Genomic DNA, 18,394 nt, shown 5'->3' on the forward strand with positions numbered 1-18,394 from the left:
GCATTCCTTCAACTAACAATGGTTGCAATTGCGGTGCCCGATTGCGCAGAGTCGCCAAGGGGGAAGCACCGTTGAGGCTGCCATGCGGGCTTCATTCATCTTCGCACCTGCATCTGGAGCGGGCCAAGGCGTTCCATGTGCAGCGCGATTGCATGCGACAAACGGCAGATGTTTTGCAAGACCTGTGGCTAGCGAAAGCCGCATCGCGTTCCTACGATTACAGAAGAACGAGAGTCAATTGGCCGACCTGTTGGCGACGAGGACGGCGGATCGCTTTTCCTAATAGCTAGGCGTTTACCTTTAGCGTTGTCGCCAATCGCTTGTGTATTACCTATTCCTTCGATTTGCATTTTCTCGCTCCGTCTACGTTGCGCAAGAGAACGTGGAGTGCAAACTCATCTCTACTCTACAACTGAACGTTTCTATGGACAGTTACCGAATTTCAGTCGCTAGACGGGCTTCCTTACGTGGTTGCTCTTGGCCGAGAAAGCCGGGTTTCACCTTAGTAGAGTTGCTGGTCGTGATCGCCATCATCGGCATTCTCGTGGCCCTGCTACTACCCGCGGTGCAGGCTGCACGCGAAGCCGCCCGGCGCACCCAGTGCATCAATCATCTCAAGCAGCTTGGGCTGTCAACGCACGGCTACCACGACACGCGAAAGCATCTGCCCCCAATGCGCGTCGACGACCACCAACCCACCTGGTTGATGCTGGTGCTCGACTACGCGGAGCAGCAACAGGTGAAGGACCTGTGGAAGAACGAGCTGGGATGCTTCTACGATCAAAGCCTGCAGACGCGAACCATCGAAGTGGCTCACTACTACTGTCCATCGATGTCGCACGATGGTTCTGCTACGGGTGTCAACAGCCACATTGTGCTGAAGATGCCGGACAGCGTGCACAGTCATCCCCGGCGAGACGACGAGTTTGGTGGCAGGAGTAACGGTTGGGCAGGTGCTATTTCCGACTACCGTGCAGTTTCCGGTTCTACCTATCCACAGCAGGGACGAGATTGCAATGGAAATATCGTTACGATCACCAACGGCACCTACGACGGCTGCCTGGGCAGTGCCGTAAATGGAGCCATGCCGCAGGCCAATCGCAGCAAGGTGGAATATTTCGATAGTGATCGACGCAAACTGAAGTCCTTTAACGGCATTACGTCGTTTCGAAGCATTACTGACGGAACCAGCCAGACCCTGTTGGGGGGTGAAGTCAGTCGCAAGTTGGGTGAGTCGGGCCACGCCTTCAATGGCGACCATCTGCCCGGGTTCCCGATCGGCGAAACCCGTCCCTTCTGTCAGCGTTGCACTGAGTCGGAAGACGAAGGCGGCGATAGTGGCTTTGGGGGTGCGCACCCCGGGATTGCCAATTTCTTGATGTGCGACGCCAGCGTTCAGTCTATTCCCACCGGCACCGATTTGGCCGTCATGGATCGCATGGCGTCACGTGCTGGTGGCGAGATTTATGACATCGATGGTGTGGCCGAAAGCCTGCATCCCTAGTGTACCTGATGGCTACTCCGCGATTGCCGGATCCACCCTGTTCTGAGTCCGACTCCAACTCTGCACCCATTGCCCACTGCGATATAACGTGAATAACTGGCGGTTCTACTTGACGGTTGTTGTTCTCGGCGTAGCCATTCCTGGATGCGGCGATGGTTCGACGGGGAGCGTGGAAGGTCAGATCACGCGCACGGATGGGGCACCTGTCGTCAACGCCCGGGTCACGGCACGCGAGAGCGAAACCGGTAGCTGGGCTAGCGCCGTTACCGACGACCAGGGGCAGTTCGAGCTGATGACCAGCGAGAGTAGCGCACAGATTCCTGCTGGCGAGTATCAAGTCTCTGTGGTCGAGGACGAAGGGGACTGGGATCACGCCGCACCGCCCACCATTGCCGCTAAATACAACACCCCGACGACATCGGGCCTATCCTTTCAACTAGACGCTGGGGAGGACAAGAACTTAGACCTCAAACTCGATCCTCGGTAAGTTTTCCCGATTAAAACTAACTGTTGCCGATGGGCAGCCGTTAGCTTGTTTGTACTTATCACTATTCTTTTCGTTTCCTTTGCCTTCCGTGGCTCGACATAGGCGTCCTTCGCGTAGCACCCCGTTGTTGCGAGACCGCTGGTGGTTACGTATCGGCCGATTTCAAGAAAGTGCGCGCACTCATCCGTTTCGATTCAATCGGTTCGCGACTTTTGTTGCCGGGTCTCCAGTCTCGATTCTCATCACTGAACTCTACTTCTTGCACTACCTACATCAATGTCTAGGAGGATACTCGAGATGGCTTCTTTGCACAGAAACGTTTATCGCGGCGCGTTGGGCATAGTGACCGCAGTCGTTGCGGTTGCTGCTTCCCCCTTGGCTTGGTCGGCAAATGGCTGGGACGGCGGTGGAATGAGTAACTGGTGGTTCGACCCCAGCAACTGGGGCCAAGAGTCGCCGGAGCCCTGCCCCTGCCTGCCTCCCGGGCAGGACAATGAAGCGGCGGTGGTGAGAACTGATGCTCAGATCAACATTGGCACGGGCGACTGGGACACCACCGGTGAGGGCGTCGTGTTCGACCCGGATAGCGACCCGTTCTTCGCGGCGGCCGCCAACTTAAACTACCCAACCGGCTCGGCGTATGCCGGCTCCACGTACAACATGGAGTACGGACCAGAGAGTATCTATCGCCTCTACATCTCGCGCAATACGACCAATCATAACTTGATGACCATCAAGAGTGGCGAGTTGTGGATCGACAGCACCACCATCATTGGCCGCTCGGGAAGTACCGCTGAAGCTCAGAACGAAGGTCGCGTCGTGCAGACCGGCGGTGCTCTGATGATGCCGCTTTCCACGATGGATATTGGTAACTCGGAGGACTCTGGCTGGGGCAACGGCGTCTACGACTACCAGGGCGGTACCATGGAGATCTCACTCGACGGTGGCAATGGCATTCGCTTGGCACATGGCCGAGATAGCGGCCCATCGGGGATCAACAAGTTTATCCTTCGCAATCCTGATTCGGGCGGTCACGTGCTGACGTGGGATTTCAATATGATCTCGTACCGTGGCAGCGCGGACGGAGTCTTTACCGAAGGCGAAGATCCCAACGGCATCGATCGTGGTGTGGCGATTGTCGAGTTTCATTTCGACAATGGTGGGACCCGTCCGATGCAGGTCGCCCGCAACCTGACCATCAACAACGGTCTGGAAAGCTCGACCGGAGCTACGCTGTCGTCGCGACTCGACCTGGTGTTGGACGAGGCTCCCGCGGTTGATGGTTTGGGCGTTCCGCAGAACCTAGGGCTCTTTGACGTGAACTTCGACTATGGTTTCGGCAACAACGGCGGCATCATCAATGGCAATGGCGACATTTCGGATGCCTTTGCCAGTGCCGACGGATCGACACACTATGCAGAGGGCGACACGGTGTCGGCCGTGTTTGGTAACACGCGGTACGATTGGACCATTAGCTACACCGGCCTGATTAATTGGGCGAATGCCGCCGATAGTGTGGTCGATTCCATCACCGGTACAGGTACCGGTGACGATGTAGTATTGATTGGATTGGGCTCGGAAGCACTCCCAGGTCTGCTTGGCGACTTCAACAACGACGGATTGGTAGACCTCGCCGACTACACCGTCTGGCGCAACAACCTGGGGAACGCCGATTCGGTACTGCCTTCTGGTAGCACCAACGATGGGTCGGGCGTGGTAGACGCTGGCGACTATGCCACCTGGAAGCAGAACTTCGGCAACGGTTCGCCGGCCGCAGTGCAGGCCGCTGCGGTGCCCGAACCCGCTTCGTGGATACTGCTTGGCCTGTTGGGAATCGCGGTAGTTGGATACGCACCTCGGCGTTGAGGTCCAAATCGTAGCGGCGACTGGCGAGTCTCGGGCAGTAAGCTCGTCGGTCGCCGCTGCCTCTCATTCAATGCGGACGATAGTACGGGCGATTCGTTCCGTTGCTATGCCCTCGTAGTCGCGTGCTGCCTCTGTCCCGCGGCGAATAAAGCAGCTCCAGAAACAACCACGATGGGGGGCAGGCTAGCCAATTTATCGCACTCCCCACCGACTTGGGGTATCTCTGACTTGGGGCTCACTGGGTTGAGATATCGCGGTGTGCCGCCTATAAGTGCAGTTTCTCATGCAACAACCTGCTGTGGAGTGCTGTGCTCATGGACACTGTGCGTGTAGGCTTCGTCTGGCTGGCGGTTCTCTTCCCCTCTCTGGCGTGGTGTGCGACTCCGGAAACTTCGACGGATACCCGACCGATCCAAATTGCTGGTTGTCTCGAGCAATGGGGGACCGTCACGTGTACGTTGGAAGGTCCCTTTGCCGATGAGGCGGACGAAGATCCCAACCCATTTACCGACTACAATCTTCAGATGACCTTCCAGCACGAGTCTGGAGATCGCATCACCGTGCCGGGCTATTTCGCGGCCGATGGCAATGCAGGTGAGACGTCGGCCACAGCGGGCGACAGGTGGCGAGCCCACTTCACCCCTCACAAGGTGGGTCATTGGATCTGCTCGGCGATTATGCGGCAGGGTCGTCATGCGGCGATCGACACGGCTGCGGAACGCGAGTCCGCAGTCATTGGGCGGTACAAGGCCAGCTTTCACATTGAACCGTCCACTGCCCAGCTTCCCGACTTGGCCGCACGGGGGCGGCTGGAATACGTTGGTAAACGCTACCTCAGGTTTGCAGGCTCGGGGGAGTACTTCTTGAAGGTGGGGCCTGATGCGCCCGAGACTCTGTTGGCCTACGAAGATTTCGATGGCACCGTAGCGAACCGTCGCGATTGCCCGCTAAAGACTTGGCAGCCGCACGTATCCGACTGGAGCGATGGCGATCCAACCTGGCAAGCAGAGAAGGGCAGAGGGTTGATCGGGGCTATTAACTATCTTTCGAGCAAAGGCCTCAACACCGTTTCGTTCTTGACCTACAACGCCGGGGGCGATGGCGACAATGTGTGGCCGTTTGTCGAGCGGGACGCCAAACTGCATTACGATTGCTCGAAGCTCGATCAATGGGCCGTGGTTTTCGATCATGCCACGCGGCGGGGGCTGCACTTGCATTTCAAGTTGCAGGAGACAGAAAACGACGACAACCGTCATCCCAAGGACGCGGCGGCCGACGTCCCCACCGCCTTGGACCAGGGACAACTAGGGCCCGAACGAAAGCTTTACCTCCGTGAACTCATCGCCCGCTTCGGTCACGCGCTCGCCCTCAATTGGAACTTGGGCGAGGAGAATACGCAAAGTAGCGAGGAAGTGATCGCGATGGCCCGCTATATTCGAGCGGTCGATCCGTATGGCAGCCCAATTGTTCTGCACACTTATCCCAATCAGCAAGACAAAGTGTACAAACCCCTGCTTGGCAACGACCAAGTGTTAACCGGAGTGTCGCTCCAGAACTCCTGGCGGCAGGTACACCGACTGACAACCAAATGGATTGACGCCTCACTCGATGCGGGCCATCCTTGGGTGGTTGCCAACGACGAGCAAAACCCCGCCGGCATGGGGGTTCCGGTCGACATTGGCTATCGCGGCAACGACGGCCAGGCAACCGAGGGCCAGCAGGGCTACGACATGCACGACATCCGCAAGTTCACGCTGTGGGGCAACCTGATGGCGGGTGGGGCCGGCGTGGAGTATTACTTTGGCTATCAGTTGCCGGAAAACGACCTGAGGTGCGAAGACTTTCGCAGTCGCGATCAGACTTGGAACTACTGCCGTGTTGCCAAGGAGTTCTTCACCGAGAACGATATCCCGTTCGACGAGATGTCGGGCGCCGATCCATTGGTTGGTAACCTGCGCCACGACAACTCGCACTACTGCTTTGCCCGCAAGGGCCAAGTCTACTTGGTATATCTACCGCAGGGTGAACCTTGCCAACTTGATCTCGAGGACGCCGAGGGGGAATTCACGCTGGGATGGTTCGACCCAATCGAGGGAGGACCGATTGCCGAAACCAAGACTAGCGTCCAGGGTGGGGCAGCCATAGAAATCGTTCCGCCTAACAAGGACCACGACTGGTTGGCCGTGATCAGGTCGAGATAGTCGCAGCATCCTTGCGGCAACCGGCGACAAGCTCGGTTGGGCCTCCGATGCCCACCGATAGCTTTAGCCTGTCGAGTGCGACCTGGCCGTCCAGTTGTCGAACTCGACCATGGCCGCCACCAGCAACTGGCATCCAGGAATTGGTGGCGGCATTTCCGCAAGTCTTACTGCCCAGGGTAGAAGTGGTAGTGATAGTGCGTTCCCGGATAGCCACCCCAGCCATAGGGATAGTTCAACGAGTCGAGCGCTGGACTGTTCAGCTCATCCATCTTGGCATCTTGATTCTCGGTGGCATTCTGTTGCTCGGCTCTCAGTTGCGACTGTTCTTGATTGGCGGCTGCCGTCTCTTCACTGGAGATGTTGTTATAGGCTTGCTGAGTTGCCCCATCGGCTTTCAAGGCACGCTGCATCTCAGCCTTATGAACATTGTTCATCCACCACTGTTGTGCCGCGGCCGCTTGCTTTGAACTCTGCAGTGCCTGCGTATGCGCCTGCTGAACCTGTACTGCTGGGTGGCTCTTGGTCGTCGAATCGTGCATCATGGCGAACAATTTCATCTGCTGAGGCGTCATGCTCATCATGGCCTGCATATGTTGTGCGGCCTCGGCCTCGGACATGGCGTCATTGTTCTTGCATTGATCGGTGACCCACGCGCGGGCGCGAAGCATTTCGGGCGAGTTCCAAGCCGCTTCGCGTTCGGCGTTGGTATTGCTGGAGGAACCGGTAGCCTGAGCGTGAGCCCTGTCCGCCGAGCTCTTGACCACAGCCAATATCGCGATGGCGATCGAAACGTAGAGCAGGGGCTTCGTCAGTACGGTTTTGAATGAGCGCATGGTAAGGGGTCCTCGATGAAGGCGGGGTGGATCACTATAAGATTGTAGGTGCAGTATTTATGCCGGTCGATAGTTCCGGCAAGAAGCCATCGGCCGGCGCCGGGCGATGAGCCGCTTTGCCCGCACAAACCGCACTGCCCGCACGACTGGCCCCGGGCAGGAGCCCCAGTGGTGACCACCACCCCGCGGAATCGGGACAAAGTGGTCGGTATTGACACTCGCCGATTTTCTGGTGGGCGACTCGACTATCTGGGCTTAGCCTTTCCCGAGCCATTTAGGTAGGCTATGGGGAGTGCCTCCCGGTGGAGGATCCTTGTGTAAGCCAGCTTTGACCAATCGGATTGCATGCCACCTCCTATCGGACGGTGTTTACGCACTCCTCCCAATTGGAATCCATGGGTAAGAAGAAAACGAGCAAGGCGGAGGCCACGCGGCCAGCGGTCGACACATATACCCTGCACTTAATCGCGGGCGCCACGGGCGATCTGCTGCATCGCCTGGCCTCGGTCGCGGCCACGCAGTTCACGGGCATCAAAATCAAATTGATCGACCATCCGATGGTCGACGATCTCGATAAGTTGCAGGAGACACTCGACGACTTGGAGGGAGATCGTCCGATCGTGGTGCACGCCTTGCCGCACTCATCGGCCAAGACCCTGGTGCGCAACGAATGCGTTACTCGTCGGATTCCACACTATGACATAACGGGGCCGCTACTTGATTTTCTGGGCGATTGTGTTGGTTCGCTACCCGACAACGACTTGTCTCGTCTGCATCAGGTGGATGCTGCCTATCAGAATCGCATCGAGGCGATGGAGTTCGCCCTGGCGCATGACGATGGCTTGGGGCTGCCGACCCTGCGGGAGGCAGATATTGTCATTGTGGGAGTCAGTCGAGTGAGCAAGAGTCCGACAACCCTCTACTTGAGCTCGCGAGGCTTCAAGGTGGCCAACGTATCGATCTCGCCCCAGACCGGTTTTCCTCCGGAGCTATCGAAGATCAAGAAACGGACGATTGTCGCCTTCACTACCCAGCCCAAGCGTCTACAGGAGATTCGTGCCGAGCGACTGGAGTACAATGGAGTCGCCAGTAGCGACTATGACAACCTGCAGAAGGTGATTCGCGAGGTCATGGAGACTGAGGCTGAGTATCGTAGGCGCGGCTATCCGATTATCGACGTGACGAACCGAACCATTGAGCAAGTGGCGGCCGAGATTCTCGAGAAATTGAAGCTGTCACCCAGGTGAGCACGCTCTGGCGGACAGGTCAGCCAACGAGTGTCGCCAGATACAAACCGTAATGAAAGCTAACCGGTACCAAACCCGTTCCGTTCTTGAAACGCTGTTCGTAATGGACCAGCACTTGGGTCAGCTCTCCCCGCGTGAGTGGTCGTGGTCCGGTAGAAAGAGGCCCGCCCGTGAAACCCTGTTCGCGCATGGAACGTAACGCCGCTCGAGGCGTGTCGTACCATTCGCACTCCTGGTAGCTCGCGCGATGGAGGATTCGAAATCCGCCAACATCGAGTCCATCGAGAATGGCCTCGCTGAGGGGCAGTGTTTGTAGTGGCGCCAGACTGGGAAACAGTTCGCTGCGCAAGGTGTGCAACTCGCCGAGGGTCCCATGCAGCATAATCGACGAGCAAACGTGTCCGCCCGGCGCCAGTAGAGTGCGGAGTTTGGTGAACAGCCGATCGAAAGGTTGCAGCCACTGCATTGTTGAGCTGCTGACAATCAAGTCGAATGGCTGCTCGCTCTGAAATTGTAGGGCATCGCTGACGACGAACTCGATCAATGGGCTGGCGGGAAGCTGCTGCCTGGCGACCTCGATCATGCCAGGCGACAGGTCGAGTGCCACCACCTCGGCCGTCGGAAATTGCGAGAGCATTTGGCGAGTCAAGAAGCCGGTACCACACCCGATGTCGAGCACTCGACGTGGCGCAAGGCCAAGTTTAGCGACCTCGGCAGCCAACTGCTCGGCCGCTTGCTGTTGGACCCGGGCTTGCTGGTGGTACACGTCGGCGGCGCGAGAAAAATGTCGTTCAATGGAACGGTTGTTCGTCATCCGCCAGAAAGCCTCGAATCAATTCAAGTAGTTCTTGTGGGTACTGCTCGCACAGGGCATGCGTGCCCTCTGAGAACAAGTGTAATTCAGGTCGCTGCAAATGCTCGTGCAGATATCCGGCGGCGGCCACCGGAATCACGCGATCGAGTTGGCCATGCACGATGAGTGCAGGCTGATCGACTTCCGGCAGCAGAGGTCGCAAGTCGCGAGTCTTCAAGTACTCAAGGCCCCGATCGAGTTCATTGCAATCGAGATCCAACGCCTGGCTGGTCTTGTGAGCGAGTTCATCTCTCGTCACGCTGCGGCGATAAACGTTGCTCAGGAACAGTCGCAGCGTCGCCTCGGGGGCATCAACCAATCCGCGCCGCATCTCCTCGACGCTGGCTTCGTTAGCACCCGGAGGATACGCCTCGCGACTGCAGAACGACCCGCAGCCTGCTACCAGTATTAACCGCTGGACCAACTTGGGATAGGCCCGGGCGGCTTCCAGTGCCACCATCGCTCCCATCGACCAGCCAAGCACGATGGACGCCTGTGTCTCTAATTCGCTCACCCGCAACTGTTGGGCATAGTGCGATGGCTCGTCGGCCGAAGATAGGGCGTCGCGGCCTGCGTTTTTCCACGCCTGTCCTAAATCATATACGCTGGTCGTCTTCACCGCCGTGATTGGTTCGAGTTGCTCGGCGAGCGGCAGCAGCACTTTGGCCGTTTGCCCCCAACCGGACACTAGCACCATCTGCGGTTTACTCATTCCAACAGTCCAACGCTTCTAGCGGCTTGCCCCACGGCAAGTGCGGTTTGCGAAAGCAGCAGCTCATTATGGGCCAAAGTCACCGAGAAGCGAAGGCGGGCCGTGCCGGCCGGTACCGTTGGTGGGCGAATCGCCTTGACGACGATGTCATGGGTGAGCAACTCGTCGGCAAGCCGCACCGCTAGCTGATTTTCTCCCACCATCACCGGAACGATTTGGCTGGCGGAGGGACCGACCTGGAGACCTTGCTGCTGTAGCGCGCGACGAAAATGCGCGGCGAGATCGAGCAGCCTTTGACCCAAGTCGGCTTGCGATTCAACCAGTCGCAGCGATTCCAATGCAGCAAGCAGCATCGCGGGCGGCAGAGCTGTGTTATAGATAAAGGGTCGCGCGCGATTCACCAGCAACTGCCGCACGATGGTGGAGCCGACGAACAACCCGCCGTAACTGCCGAAGGCCTTGCTCAGCGTGCCGGTGGTCAGGGCAACCTGATCGGCGATGCCAAGCTCCGCCGCCACGCCGCGGCCGGCGGGGCCGAACACGCCCAGGGCGTGGGCCTCGTCGACCAGTAGGCTGGCGTCGTGCTCGCGCGCTAGTTGCGAGATTTCGGCTAACGGGGCGACATCACCGTCCATGCTGTACACCGACTCGACGGCCACCAGCCACCGCTCGCCTGGTTTACGGGCGGTGCTGGCCTTGGCTAGCAGTTCCGCGAGGTGGGCTACTTCGTTGTGGCGGAACCGCTGATGCTTTGCTCCGCTCAGCTGAATGCCATCAATCAAACTGGCGTGCACCAGCCGATCGGCGAACACCGTGTCGTTGCGACTCAGCCAGGCACTGAGCAGTCCGAGGTTGGCCAGGTACCCGGCACCGAACACCAGAGCAGCGGGCTTCTCGAAGTACTGGGCCAGGCGTTGTTCAAAGAACTCGTGGATGTCGCGCGTGCCCGAGACCAACCTACTCGCGCCGGCGCCAACCATGTTGCTCGCCTGCATCGCAGCAACAATATCGGGGTGTGTCGAGAGACCCAAGTAGTCGTTCGACGTGAAGTCGCACACTGCTCCGTCTGCTGGATGGACGCTCAGCCGTCGCTCGAGCCCTTCACTGGCCAGCTTTTCTAGCAGTTCCGTAATCCAATCTTCCGACCGCATCTAAGGATCCGATTTGCGTGAGATCAAACCCTCGATTTTATCGCGGTGATGGGGGGGGGTTAAAGGGCGGACGTCACCGCTCCACTGGGCGGCAAATGGCTCGATCACGGAGCCGGCACGCCCTTCGGCATTACTTCCCGCACCAGACGGAGCTTGCCACCGGTCACCTCGATCAGGCTCACGCTCTTGGTGGGAATGCGGCTGCCCTTCGGATAGCTAAGGGTGCCGGTGACCCCTTCGAACCTGTGAATGCCCGCGAGTGCCCGACGGATGTCCTCGGGATCCGCCGTTTGCGACTGCTCGATGGCGCGGACCAAAAGCCGGGTGGCGTCGTAGCCGAGCGCGGTAAAAGCGTCGGGAGTGGCGTCGGGGTAGGCGGCGGCGAACGCTTTGCGGAACGCCACCACTCGCGGGTTAGGGTTGTTTTCGCCCAGGTAAGCGTGCGTCGTGTAGTAGATGCATTTCGCGTCGCTACCCTCCCACAACCCAGCCGAGTCGAACGAGTCGCCACCCACAATCGGGCAATCGAGACCACTGCTACGGATCATGCGAACCGCCTTTTGAATGTCGGCGGGCACTTCGGCCGAGAGGAACACCACATCGACATTCGGGAACTGTTCGAGAGTTTGTTCGAGTGTGTCCGAAGTGAAACTGCGCTCATCGGCAATCTCGCCGCCCAGTTGGGTAAAGCGTTCACGGAAGTACTTCTGTAAGAGCCGCGTGTACTCGTGCGACGAGTCATACAGCACCAGCGCCTTCCGGGCCTGGCCATCACCATGGGCCCATTCCGCGGCAGCTGCGGCTTGCACATTATCGCCGAAGCAGGCCAGGTACAGATACTCGGGTACTTCGGCTGGCAATAGCGGCGAGGTGGCACCGGACGTGAGGAACACGCGGTTGGCCTTCGCAGCCAGCGGCGCGGATGCCAGTACCAAGTCGGTATCGGAGAGACCAAATAGAGCAACCGGCGCAGGCGACGACGCGAGTAACGCGGCTGTCCTGGCTTTGACGACGTCCGGCTTGCTTTGACCGTTCTCGATCTTCAGTACAATCTGTCGATTTAAGACGCCGCCATGTTTGTTCGTCTGGTCGACGGCCAGTCTGGCGCCTTGCGCCGAAGGAATGTCGAGTCCGGCCTGCTGACCCGTGCTGTTGTAGAGCGCGCCCAGCACAATCGGCTCATCCGCAAAGGTGGTAGATGATGCGAGGAGAGCCAAGAATGCGAGAGCGGATAGTAACGCGGCCGGAAACCAATCTGTCGATCGCACAGGTCTCATCGGACACCTCAGCTACTGGCTGTTGATTGGGTTCGCCCCGCACTTACTGCAGCATGCGGGAGGGCGCGAAAGTGTAGCATACTCGTGCGGCTTTGCGCGATCCCTGATGCCCCAGTTTTCGGCTGAATGCAGCGGCGAGGAAGCCGCCAGTTTTAAGACAACCGGCTCTGAAGAGCAGGCCTGGGGGATCTGATGACACTGCGTGTTTGCGTGCAAACTTGCCGAGATGCACCCCAGTCGAGCCCGCCAGGGGCTTGGACGAATCGAGGTGACTATGTGAACTGACCATGCGAACCGTGAGGCGGTGGCGCGCGTGGTGGAACGTTGATTGATCGCTTGGAGGGGAGGGTGGAGCGGAGGGGCAAAATTCGTCGAGTTTTGGAACGGATCGAAGGCGCAAGTTGTTGGCAGCAGGCAGCTTGCAAAGATCGATGGCTGCAAAACGGCCGGAGTTTTGGAGCCTACAAACGTTTGCCGAATTGGCGCACCAAACCGATCAAAAATTATCGCGCTCCATATCCGCGGTCGGCGCTGGGGGGAGCGAGCAATTGAGGGGCACGCAGACGATTGGAACCGCATTCACGAATGCGGCAAGGGGGCCTCACGCGGAACGCCGTTTCGCGCAGAAAATCCTTGTGTAGGTCATGGCTTATGCCATAAACCAAGCAGTGCAAAGACCCGCCATCAGAGGGAACACTCCCATCTGCGGAGCTGTGCCTTCGGAGACTGAATGACTGCAAGGCAGGGCTGCCGCTGGAACTAGTTCCAGCCGTCCTTCTTGCGACCCCGCTTCCGCTTCTCAGCGGTAGTCAGGGTGTCTTTCATGCTGCTGATTCGGTGCTTGATGGCTAGTCGAGTGACCAGTGCCACCTTGCGTACTCCCAGCTTACGCATCGCATTGGTGCGGTGCGTATCTGCGGTGGGAGTCGACACACCAAGAATCTTCGCAGCCTCCGCGGTAGAACAGCCAAGGCTGATGAGGCGGACAACTTCACGTTCACGATTTGTAAGGTCAGTAGCCATATAAGGTGGTGTACTTTCTTGAATGCAATACTGCAAGCGACTGTTAACCACATTGGCATAGAACCGCATGCGGTTCTCATGCTTTTGGCGGAAACGCGCAGCGAATTGCCGAACGAAAGCGAGAGCGACCCGCACCGGTGTAATTACTGGTTGCAGCGAGTCTTCATGGTTGCGCGGTGGGCCGCATGTGTCGGGCTATGCAGTGGATGTTACCGATTGCATATCAACCTGAAACTACCCGACCAATTTGCCAGCTGTTGAGTCCAGTTTCTGTAAGTTGCGACTGGATGCTCTCGGCATAGTAGGAGCTCGTGATCATCACCAGACCGATGCCCATGTTGAAAACGCGAGCCATTTCCTCGTCGTCTACCTCGCCCAATTGTTGCAGCCAAGTAAACACCGGTGGTACCTTCCAGGTGTCGCTGTCAATCGCAACTTGCAAGCCACGCGGTAAGATACGACTGGTATTTTCGACCAAGCCACCGCCGGTGATGTGGGCGATGCCATGCACCACCTGCTTCACGCGATAGTGTCCGAGCACTTTGCGAACGGCCGAGGTGTAGATACGCGTAGGGGTGAGCAATACGTCCGCGACGCTAGCCTCGCATTCCGGAACGTAGTCGTCCAGTTGAAGTTCGGCCAGCTCAAATACGATTTTCCGCACCAGGCTATAACCGTTGCTGTGAATGCCGCTGGATTCGATGCCAATCAGCACGTCGCCTTCGGCAATGGCACGCCCATCGAGCAGCTTCGCGCGATCGACCACACCCACACAAAATCCGGCCAGGTCGTAATCGCCGGGGGAGTAGACGTCCGGCATGATGGCTGTTTCACCACCCACCAAGGCCATATCGCCATCTAGGCAGCCTTGGCTGATACCCTCGACCAGGGCTTCGACCAACTCCGGGTCGTCGTGGCTCATGGCCATATAGTCGAGAAAGAACAGTGGCTCGGCCCCCATGCACAAAGCATCGTTAACGCACATTCCGACCAGATCGATGCCCACCGTGTTGTGGCGACCTGCCATTTGAGCGACCTTCACCTTGGTGCCGACACCATCGGTGCAGGACACGAGAACCGGATCCTGGTAGTTGCGACGGAATAGGTGTCCCGGGAAGTCGAGTGAGAAGAGCCCGGCAAAACCACCCTCGGCCGGCAGGACCCGAGGCGAATGGGTACGCTTCAAAAGACGCGGCAAGCGGGCCATGCTCTGGGCATAGACCTCCAGATCGACGCCTGAATCCTTGTAAGTTGCCTTGGCCATGTATTTTCCGCAGGAGAATGCCAGAGAATCGCTGATTTTAGAATTCGCAGCGACAAGGTGTCAACGCGGTGGCAGGGCAGATTGGCCTTGAGGCGTCTGTTTGCTGGATCAGAAAGGGCGACCAACCGCCTGTCGCCCGTTCAATGGATGCTTCTGTAGCAGTTGTGCCGAAGCTTACGAGGGCGAAATCCCTGCCGGTTCTGGTCGTGCTGCTGCCAATGCCCAGCAGCCGGAAGCCCCGCCAGATTGCCAGGGCCAGACTTATGGCGACACGACTGCTACAATTGTCTAGATCTTCAGCTCCACGCGGACGGAAAAGGTGGTCGATCTGGATAGTCCGGCATCGGGAACCATTCTGGCGAGGGAAGCTGTGCGGTACGATAAGAAGGGTAGTAAAGAGGTGCTGTAGTCGCAGTCGAGTAGAGCATAAGCCCGGCTTGGTCCCACAGAGGTCCACGTCGGCTTATCCTCTCCCGAACGCAACTTAGGCACCCACCCATGCAACTACAGGCGCCCTCGCTGCTCGCTCACGCCGCGAGCGTGGTAATGCCCTCGACTCCCCCCGCCCCCCCTGCGCTGCAATTCAACTACCCGCTGCCGTACGGCGCCATACTGCGCGATCAAGGTGTGCAGTTTGCCGTATACAGTCGGTCGGCGACCGCTATGCGCGTGCTGCTCTACAATAAGGTAAGCGACCGCGAACCTAGTAGAGTCATCAAGCTCGACCCAGCCACCGACCGGTGGGGCGACATCTGGAGCGTATTCGTGCCAGAGCTGAAGGCAGGCACGCTTTATCATTTCCAGGCCGATGGACCCTACGAGCCCAGTAAGGGGCTCCGTTTCAACGGCAACGCCCGCCTGATTGATCCCTATGCTCGTGCGCTGGCCGGATCGTTCCAACGATCCACCGACGGAATAGTACGTCCGGCAAAGTGTGTCGTGGTGGACGATCAATTCGATTGGCAGGGCGACCGGCATCTGCGTCGACCATTGGCCGAGTCGATCATCTACGAGATGCATGTCCGCGGCATTACCCGAAGCAGCACCAGCAATGTCGATCACCCAGGCACCTACCTGGGGGTGATTGAGAAGATTCCGTACCTCAAGTCACTCGGGGTGACGGCCGTCGAGTTGATGCCGGTGCACGAGTTCCCGCTGGCCGAAAGCGATGGGTCCAAAGCACGGCGCAGTAACTACTGGGGATACGACCCCATGGCGTTCTTCGCGCCGCATCGTGGATACCAGTCTGGGAATCAGCCTGGCGGACAAGTCGATCAGTTCAAGACCATGGTCCGCGAACTGCATGCCGCTGGCATCGAAGTGATTCTTGACGTGGTGTTTAATCACACCTCGGAAGGAAACGAGCATGGCCCCACGTTTAGCTTCAAGGGCCTGCAAAACAATGTCTACTATATGACCACCAAAGATGGTGGTTATAAAAACTATTCCGGTTGCGGCAACACCGTCAACGGTAATCACCCGATTGTCCGCGAGATGATTTTCCACTGCCTGCGGCATTGGGTTTACAACTACCATATCGATGGGTTCCGCTTCGATTTGGCGAGTATTCTTAGTCGCAATCGCAATGGTGAACTGGTACCCAACCCGCCCATGGTGGAGCTGATTGCCGAAGACCCGATGCTGGCCGATACGAAGATCATCGCCGAAGCATGGGATGCGGCCGGAGCATTTCAGGTTGGTACGTTCGCCAACCTGCGGTGGGCCGAGTGGAACGGTCACTATCGCGACGACGTCCGCCGCTACTGGCGAGGCGACTTCGGCGTGACCGGCGCTATGGCCACCCGATTGGCTGGATCAAGCGATCTCTATCAGCCGAGCGGCCGTAGCCCGTACCACAGCATCAACTTTGTCACGTCGCACGATGGGTATTCGCTCAATGACCTGGTGAGCTACGAACGTAAGCACAACCTCGATAATGGCGAAGACAATCGCGACGGTGACAACAACAACTTCTCGGCCAATTACGGCATTGAGGGACCGACCCGGCGTTCGGCCATTATCACCCTGCGACAGCGGCAGGCGAAAAATATGATCGCCTCGCTATTGCTGAGCCAAGGCGTGCCGATGATTCTGTCGGGCGACGAAGTGCTGCGGACCCAACGCGGTAACAACAACGCCTACTGCCAGGACAACGCAACGAGTTGGTTCGACTGGAGACTGGTCGAGCGTAACGACGAGATGCTGCGTTTCGCTCGCGAGGTGATCGCCTTCCGTCGCCAGCAGCCAGTTCTTCGGCGGCAGAAGTTCCTCACAGGTACGGCAAGTCGTCCAGGCGAACTGCCCGATGTAAGCTGGTACGGGGTCGAAGGCGAATCGATCGACTGGGAAGGCACCTTCCACAGCTTGACTTGCCTGCTCGGCACCTGCTGGCTGACCGATCCTGCCGCCCGACCGGTGCTAATCATGATGCACTCGGGTGGGGATTCGCAGACGTTCTCCATTCCCGAGCCGGCCAGAAAGTTGCGTTGGCGGCTGCTGATCGACACCGCTGCCCCGGCCCCCAAAGACGTGTATTCCAAGCACAACGGCCCATTTGCCGTATCCACCAAGCCTATTTTGTTGGAGCACCACTCCCTGCGATGCTATGTAGCCGAGTAGTCCGTTGTCAGTGATCCGTTGCCGGTGGTAGATTGGGGCAACGGCTAACAGATAATTGACAACTGGCGACAAACAAATGACCAAGATCGCAATTATTGGCATCGGCGACGATGGTTTGCAGGCGGTGCCACCCGCAGTGGGGCAGAGGATCGAGCAGGCGGAAGTGCTCCTCGGCGCCGAGCGGGCGCTGGCTCTCGTGCCTGACTCGGTTGTCGGCAAACGTGTCCAGATCGGCTCCGAATTGGCTGAATTGGCCGATCAGATTCGCAATGTCGGCCAAAAGCAAGCCGTTGTATTGGTACAGGGCGATCCCATGTTTTATGGGCTCGCTCGGTACATCACCGACGAATTCGGCAAGGATCGGTTCGAAGTCATTCCGCATGTCAGCACCATGCAACTGGCATTCGCCCGTGTGATGGAAAGCTGGGACGAGGCCTACCTGACTAACCTGGCCAACCATGCGCTCAGTTCCGTAGTCGAGAAGATCCGCACGTCGGAGCGGGTGGGCATGTTTACCACCGACACGATCGGCCCCCATCAGGTAGCCCAGGCTTTGCTCGACAAGCAGATCGACTACTTCGATGCCTACGTTTGCGAAAACTTGGGAGCACGTGACGAACGCGTCACTCGCGGTTCGCTCGTGGAGATCGCCGAACAAACTTTCGAACCACTCAACGTGATGATCCTGGTTCGCCAGCGGCAGCTTCCTGACCGACCGCGCGAAGCGGTCGGCCGCCGGTTGTTTGGCAATCCCGACGAGGTGTTCTTTCAGTCCCGCCCCAAGTACGGGTTGCTCACCTCGGCCGAGGTGCGCTCGATGGCTTTGGCCCAGATGGACATCTGGCGAGATAGTATTGTCTGGGACGTTGGTGCAGGCACCGGCTCGGTGAGTGTCGAAGCGGCTCAGTTGGCCACCGATGGAACCGTCTACGCCATTGAGATGGATCCTGAAGACCATCAGCTGATCACGGCCAACGCCCGGCGGTTCAACGTGGAAAACGTGGTTCCGATTCAGGGGAAGGCGCCCGAAGCATGGGAAGCCCTGCCCGATCCGGACTGCATCTTCGTAGCCGGCGGGGGCCGCGAAGTGTGCCGCATCGCCGAAGCAGCCTACGCTCGTCTGCGAACGGGCGGCCGGCTAGTTATCAACCTGGTAAGCATCGACAACCTCACCGAACTGCGCCAGGCATTGCGGACCCACAACGACAACGTACAGGTGTGGATGTTGAATATCTCGCGCGGCACCGACCAACTCGACCGCCTGACGTTCGACGCACTCATGCCTTCGTTCCTGGTGGCCACCAGGAAGTAAACCGGAAGTTACGCAAGTCTTACTCACCCCCGAACCCAGACCCTT

Annotated in this window: 14 protein-coding genes; 7 read left to right on the top strand and 7 right to left on the bottom strand. The window is 58.4% G+C overall.

Features of this window, described 5'->3' with window-relative positions; all coding sequences use genetic code 11:
* The first annotated feature begins 439 nt into the window (after positions 1-439).
* From NG895_RS10300 to NG895_RS10315, 4 genes are all read left to right on the top strand, one after another.
* Positions 440-1,504: a DUF1559 family PulG-like putative transporter gene (locus NG895_RS10300; protein ID WP_425267221.1), complete on the top strand. Its 1,065-nt coding sequence runs from the start codon at positions 440-442 to the stop codon at positions 1,502-1,504.
* Positions 1,505-1,613: 109 nt separating this feature from the next.
* A complete protein-coding gene (locus NG895_RS10305; RefSeq protein ID WP_252852402.1) occupies positions 1,614-1,991 on the top strand; it encodes a carboxypeptidase-like regulatory domain-containing protein in 378 nt (125 codons plus the stop codon).
* A gap of 297 nt (positions 1,992-2,288) precedes the next feature.
* Complete coding sequence (locus NG895_RS10310) at positions 2,289-3,857, top strand: hypothetical protein (protein WP_252852403.1); 1,569 nt, start codon at positions 2,289-2,291, stop codon at positions 3,855-3,857.
* A 314-nt stretch (positions 3,858-4,171) separates the two neighbouring features.
* The gene (locus NG895_RS10315; protein ID WP_252852404.1) at positions 4,172-6,058 is read left to right on the top strand and encodes a DUF5060 domain-containing protein; all 1,887 of its coding nucleotides are present in this window, start codon (positions 4,172-4,174) and stop codon (positions 6,056-6,058) included.
* A 164-nt stretch (positions 6,059-6,222) separates the two neighbouring features.
* Here the strand turns inward: NG895_RS10315 and NG895_RS10320 are convergent, their stop codons facing one another.
* Entirely contained in the window at positions 6,223-6,891 is a 669-nt protein-coding gene (locus tag NG895_RS10320) for a hypothetical protein (RefSeq protein WP_252852405.1), read from the bottom strand.
* A 395-nt stretch (positions 6,892-7,286) separates the two neighbouring features.
* Here NG895_RS10320 and NG895_RS10325 point away from each other — a divergent pair, with 395 nt between their 5' ends.
* Positions 7,287-8,138, top strand: a complete 852-nt coding sequence (locus tag NG895_RS10325; RefSeq protein WP_252852406.1) for a pyruvate, water dikinase regulatory protein — start codon at positions 7,287-7,289, stop codon at positions 8,136-8,138.
* Positions 8,139-8,157: 19 nt separating this feature from the next.
* Here the strand turns inward: NG895_RS10325 and NG895_RS10330 are convergent, their stop codons facing one another.
* From NG895_RS10330 to purM, 6 genes are all read right to left on the bottom strand, one after another.
* Positions 8,158-8,952 carry a methyltransferase domain-containing protein gene (locus NG895_RS10330; protein ID WP_252852407.1) on the bottom strand — a complete coding sequence of 265 codons (795 nt, stop codon included), beginning with the start codon at positions 8,950-8,952 and terminating at the stop codon, positions 8,158-8,160.
* Positions 8,930-9,703, bottom strand: a complete 774-nt coding sequence (locus NG895_RS10335) for an alpha/beta fold hydrolase (RefSeq protein ID WP_252852408.1) — start codon at positions 9,701-9,703, stop codon at positions 8,930-8,932. Before NG895_RS10335 ends, NG895_RS10330 begins: the two co-directional genes overlap by 23 nt.
* Positions 9,700-10,854: an aminotransferase class I/II-fold pyridoxal phosphate-dependent enzyme gene (locus NG895_RS10340; protein WP_252852409.1), complete on the bottom strand. Its 1,155-nt coding sequence runs from the start codon at positions 10,852-10,854 to the stop codon at positions 9,700-9,702. The genes NG895_RS10335 and NG895_RS10340 overlap by 4 nt, the downstream gene beginning before the upstream one ends.
* Before the next feature lie 104 nt (positions 10,855-10,958).
* A complete protein-coding gene (locus NG895_RS10345; protein ID WP_252852410.1) occupies positions 10,959-12,071 on the bottom strand; it encodes an ABC transporter substrate-binding protein in 1,113 nt (370 codons plus the stop codon).
* Between the two features lie 819 nt (positions 12,072-12,890).
* Positions 12,891-13,154, bottom strand: coding sequence for a response regulator transcription factor (locus NG895_RS10350; protein ID WP_252852411.1), 264 nt, complete (start codon positions 13,152-13,154; stop codon positions 12,891-12,893).
* Positions 13,155-13,377: 223 nt separating this feature from the next.
* Positions 13,378-14,418 carry a phosphoribosylformylglycinamidine cyclo-ligase gene (gene purM / locus NG895_RS10355; protein ID WP_252852412.1) on the bottom strand — a complete coding sequence of 347 codons (1,041 nt, stop codon included), beginning with the start codon at positions 14,416-14,418 and terminating at the stop codon, positions 13,378-13,380.
* Positions 14,419-14,964: 546 nt separating this feature from the next.
* On the opposite strand from purM, the gene glgX reads away from it, so the two are divergent.
* Together glgX and cbiE are read left to right on the top strand one after the other, a co-directional pair.
* A complete protein-coding gene (gene glgX, locus NG895_RS10360) occupies positions 14,965-17,037 on the top strand; it encodes a glycogen debranching protein GlgX (RefSeq protein ID WP_252852754.1) in 2,073 nt (690 codons plus the stop codon).
* A gap of 76 nt (positions 17,038-17,113) precedes the next feature.
* Entirely contained in the window at positions 17,114-18,349 is a 1,236-nt protein-coding gene (gene cbiE / locus NG895_RS10365; RefSeq protein WP_252852413.1) for a precorrin-6y C5,15-methyltransferase (decarboxylating) subunit CbiE, read from the top strand.
* Positions 18,350-18,394: the final 45 nt, after the last annotated feature.

Source organism: Aeoliella straminimaris (assembly GCF_024054565.1).
Classification (GTDB): Bacteria; Planctomycetota; Planctomycetia; order Pirellulales; family Lacipirellulaceae; genus Aeoliella; species Aeoliella straminimaris.

Excerpts from the sequence above, each read along its gene's own strand:
- NG895_RS10310 (WP_252852403.1), top strand. The coding sequence starts at position 2,289 with ATGGCTTCTTTGCACAGAAACGTTTATCGCGGCGCGTTGGGCATAGTG.
- NG895_RS10315 (WP_252852404.1), top strand. The coding sequence starts at position 4,172 with ATGGACACTGTGCGTGTAGGCTTCGTCTGGCTGGCGGTTCTCTTCCCC.
- NG895_RS10320 (WP_252852405.1), bottom strand. The coding sequence starts at position 6,891 with ATGCGCTCATTCAAAACCGTACTGACGAAGCCCCTGCTCTACGTTTCG.
- NG895_RS10325 (WP_252852406.1), top strand. The coding sequence starts at position 7,287 with ATGGGTAAGAAGAAAACGAGCAAGGCGGAGGCCACGCGGCCAGCGGTC.
- NG895_RS10330 (WP_252852407.1), bottom strand. The coding sequence starts at position 8,952 with ATGACGAACAACCGTTCCATTGAACGACATTTTTCTCGCGCCGCCGAC.
- NG895_RS10335 (WP_252852408.1), bottom strand. The coding sequence starts at position 9,703 with ATGAGTAAACCGCAGATGGTGCTAGTGTCCGGTTGGGGGCAAACGGCC.
- NG895_RS10340 (WP_252852409.1), bottom strand. The coding sequence starts at position 10,854 with ATGCGGTCGGAAGATTGGATTACGGAACTGCTAGAAAAGCTGGCCAGT.
- NG895_RS10350 (WP_252852411.1), bottom strand. The coding sequence starts at position 13,154 with ATGGCTACTGACCTTACAAATCGTGAACGTGAAGTTGTCCGCCTCATC.
- purM (WP_252852412.1), bottom strand. The coding sequence starts at position 14,418 with ATGGCCAAGGCAACTTACAAGGATTCAGGCGTCGATCTGGAGGTCTAT.
- glgX (WP_252852754.1), top strand. The coding sequence starts at position 14,965 with ATGCCCTCGACTCCCCCCGCCCCCCCTGCGCTGCAATTCAACTACCCG.
- cbiE (WP_252852413.1), top strand. The coding sequence starts at position 17,114 with ATGACCAAGATCGCAATTATTGGCATCGGCGACGATGGTTTGCAGGCG.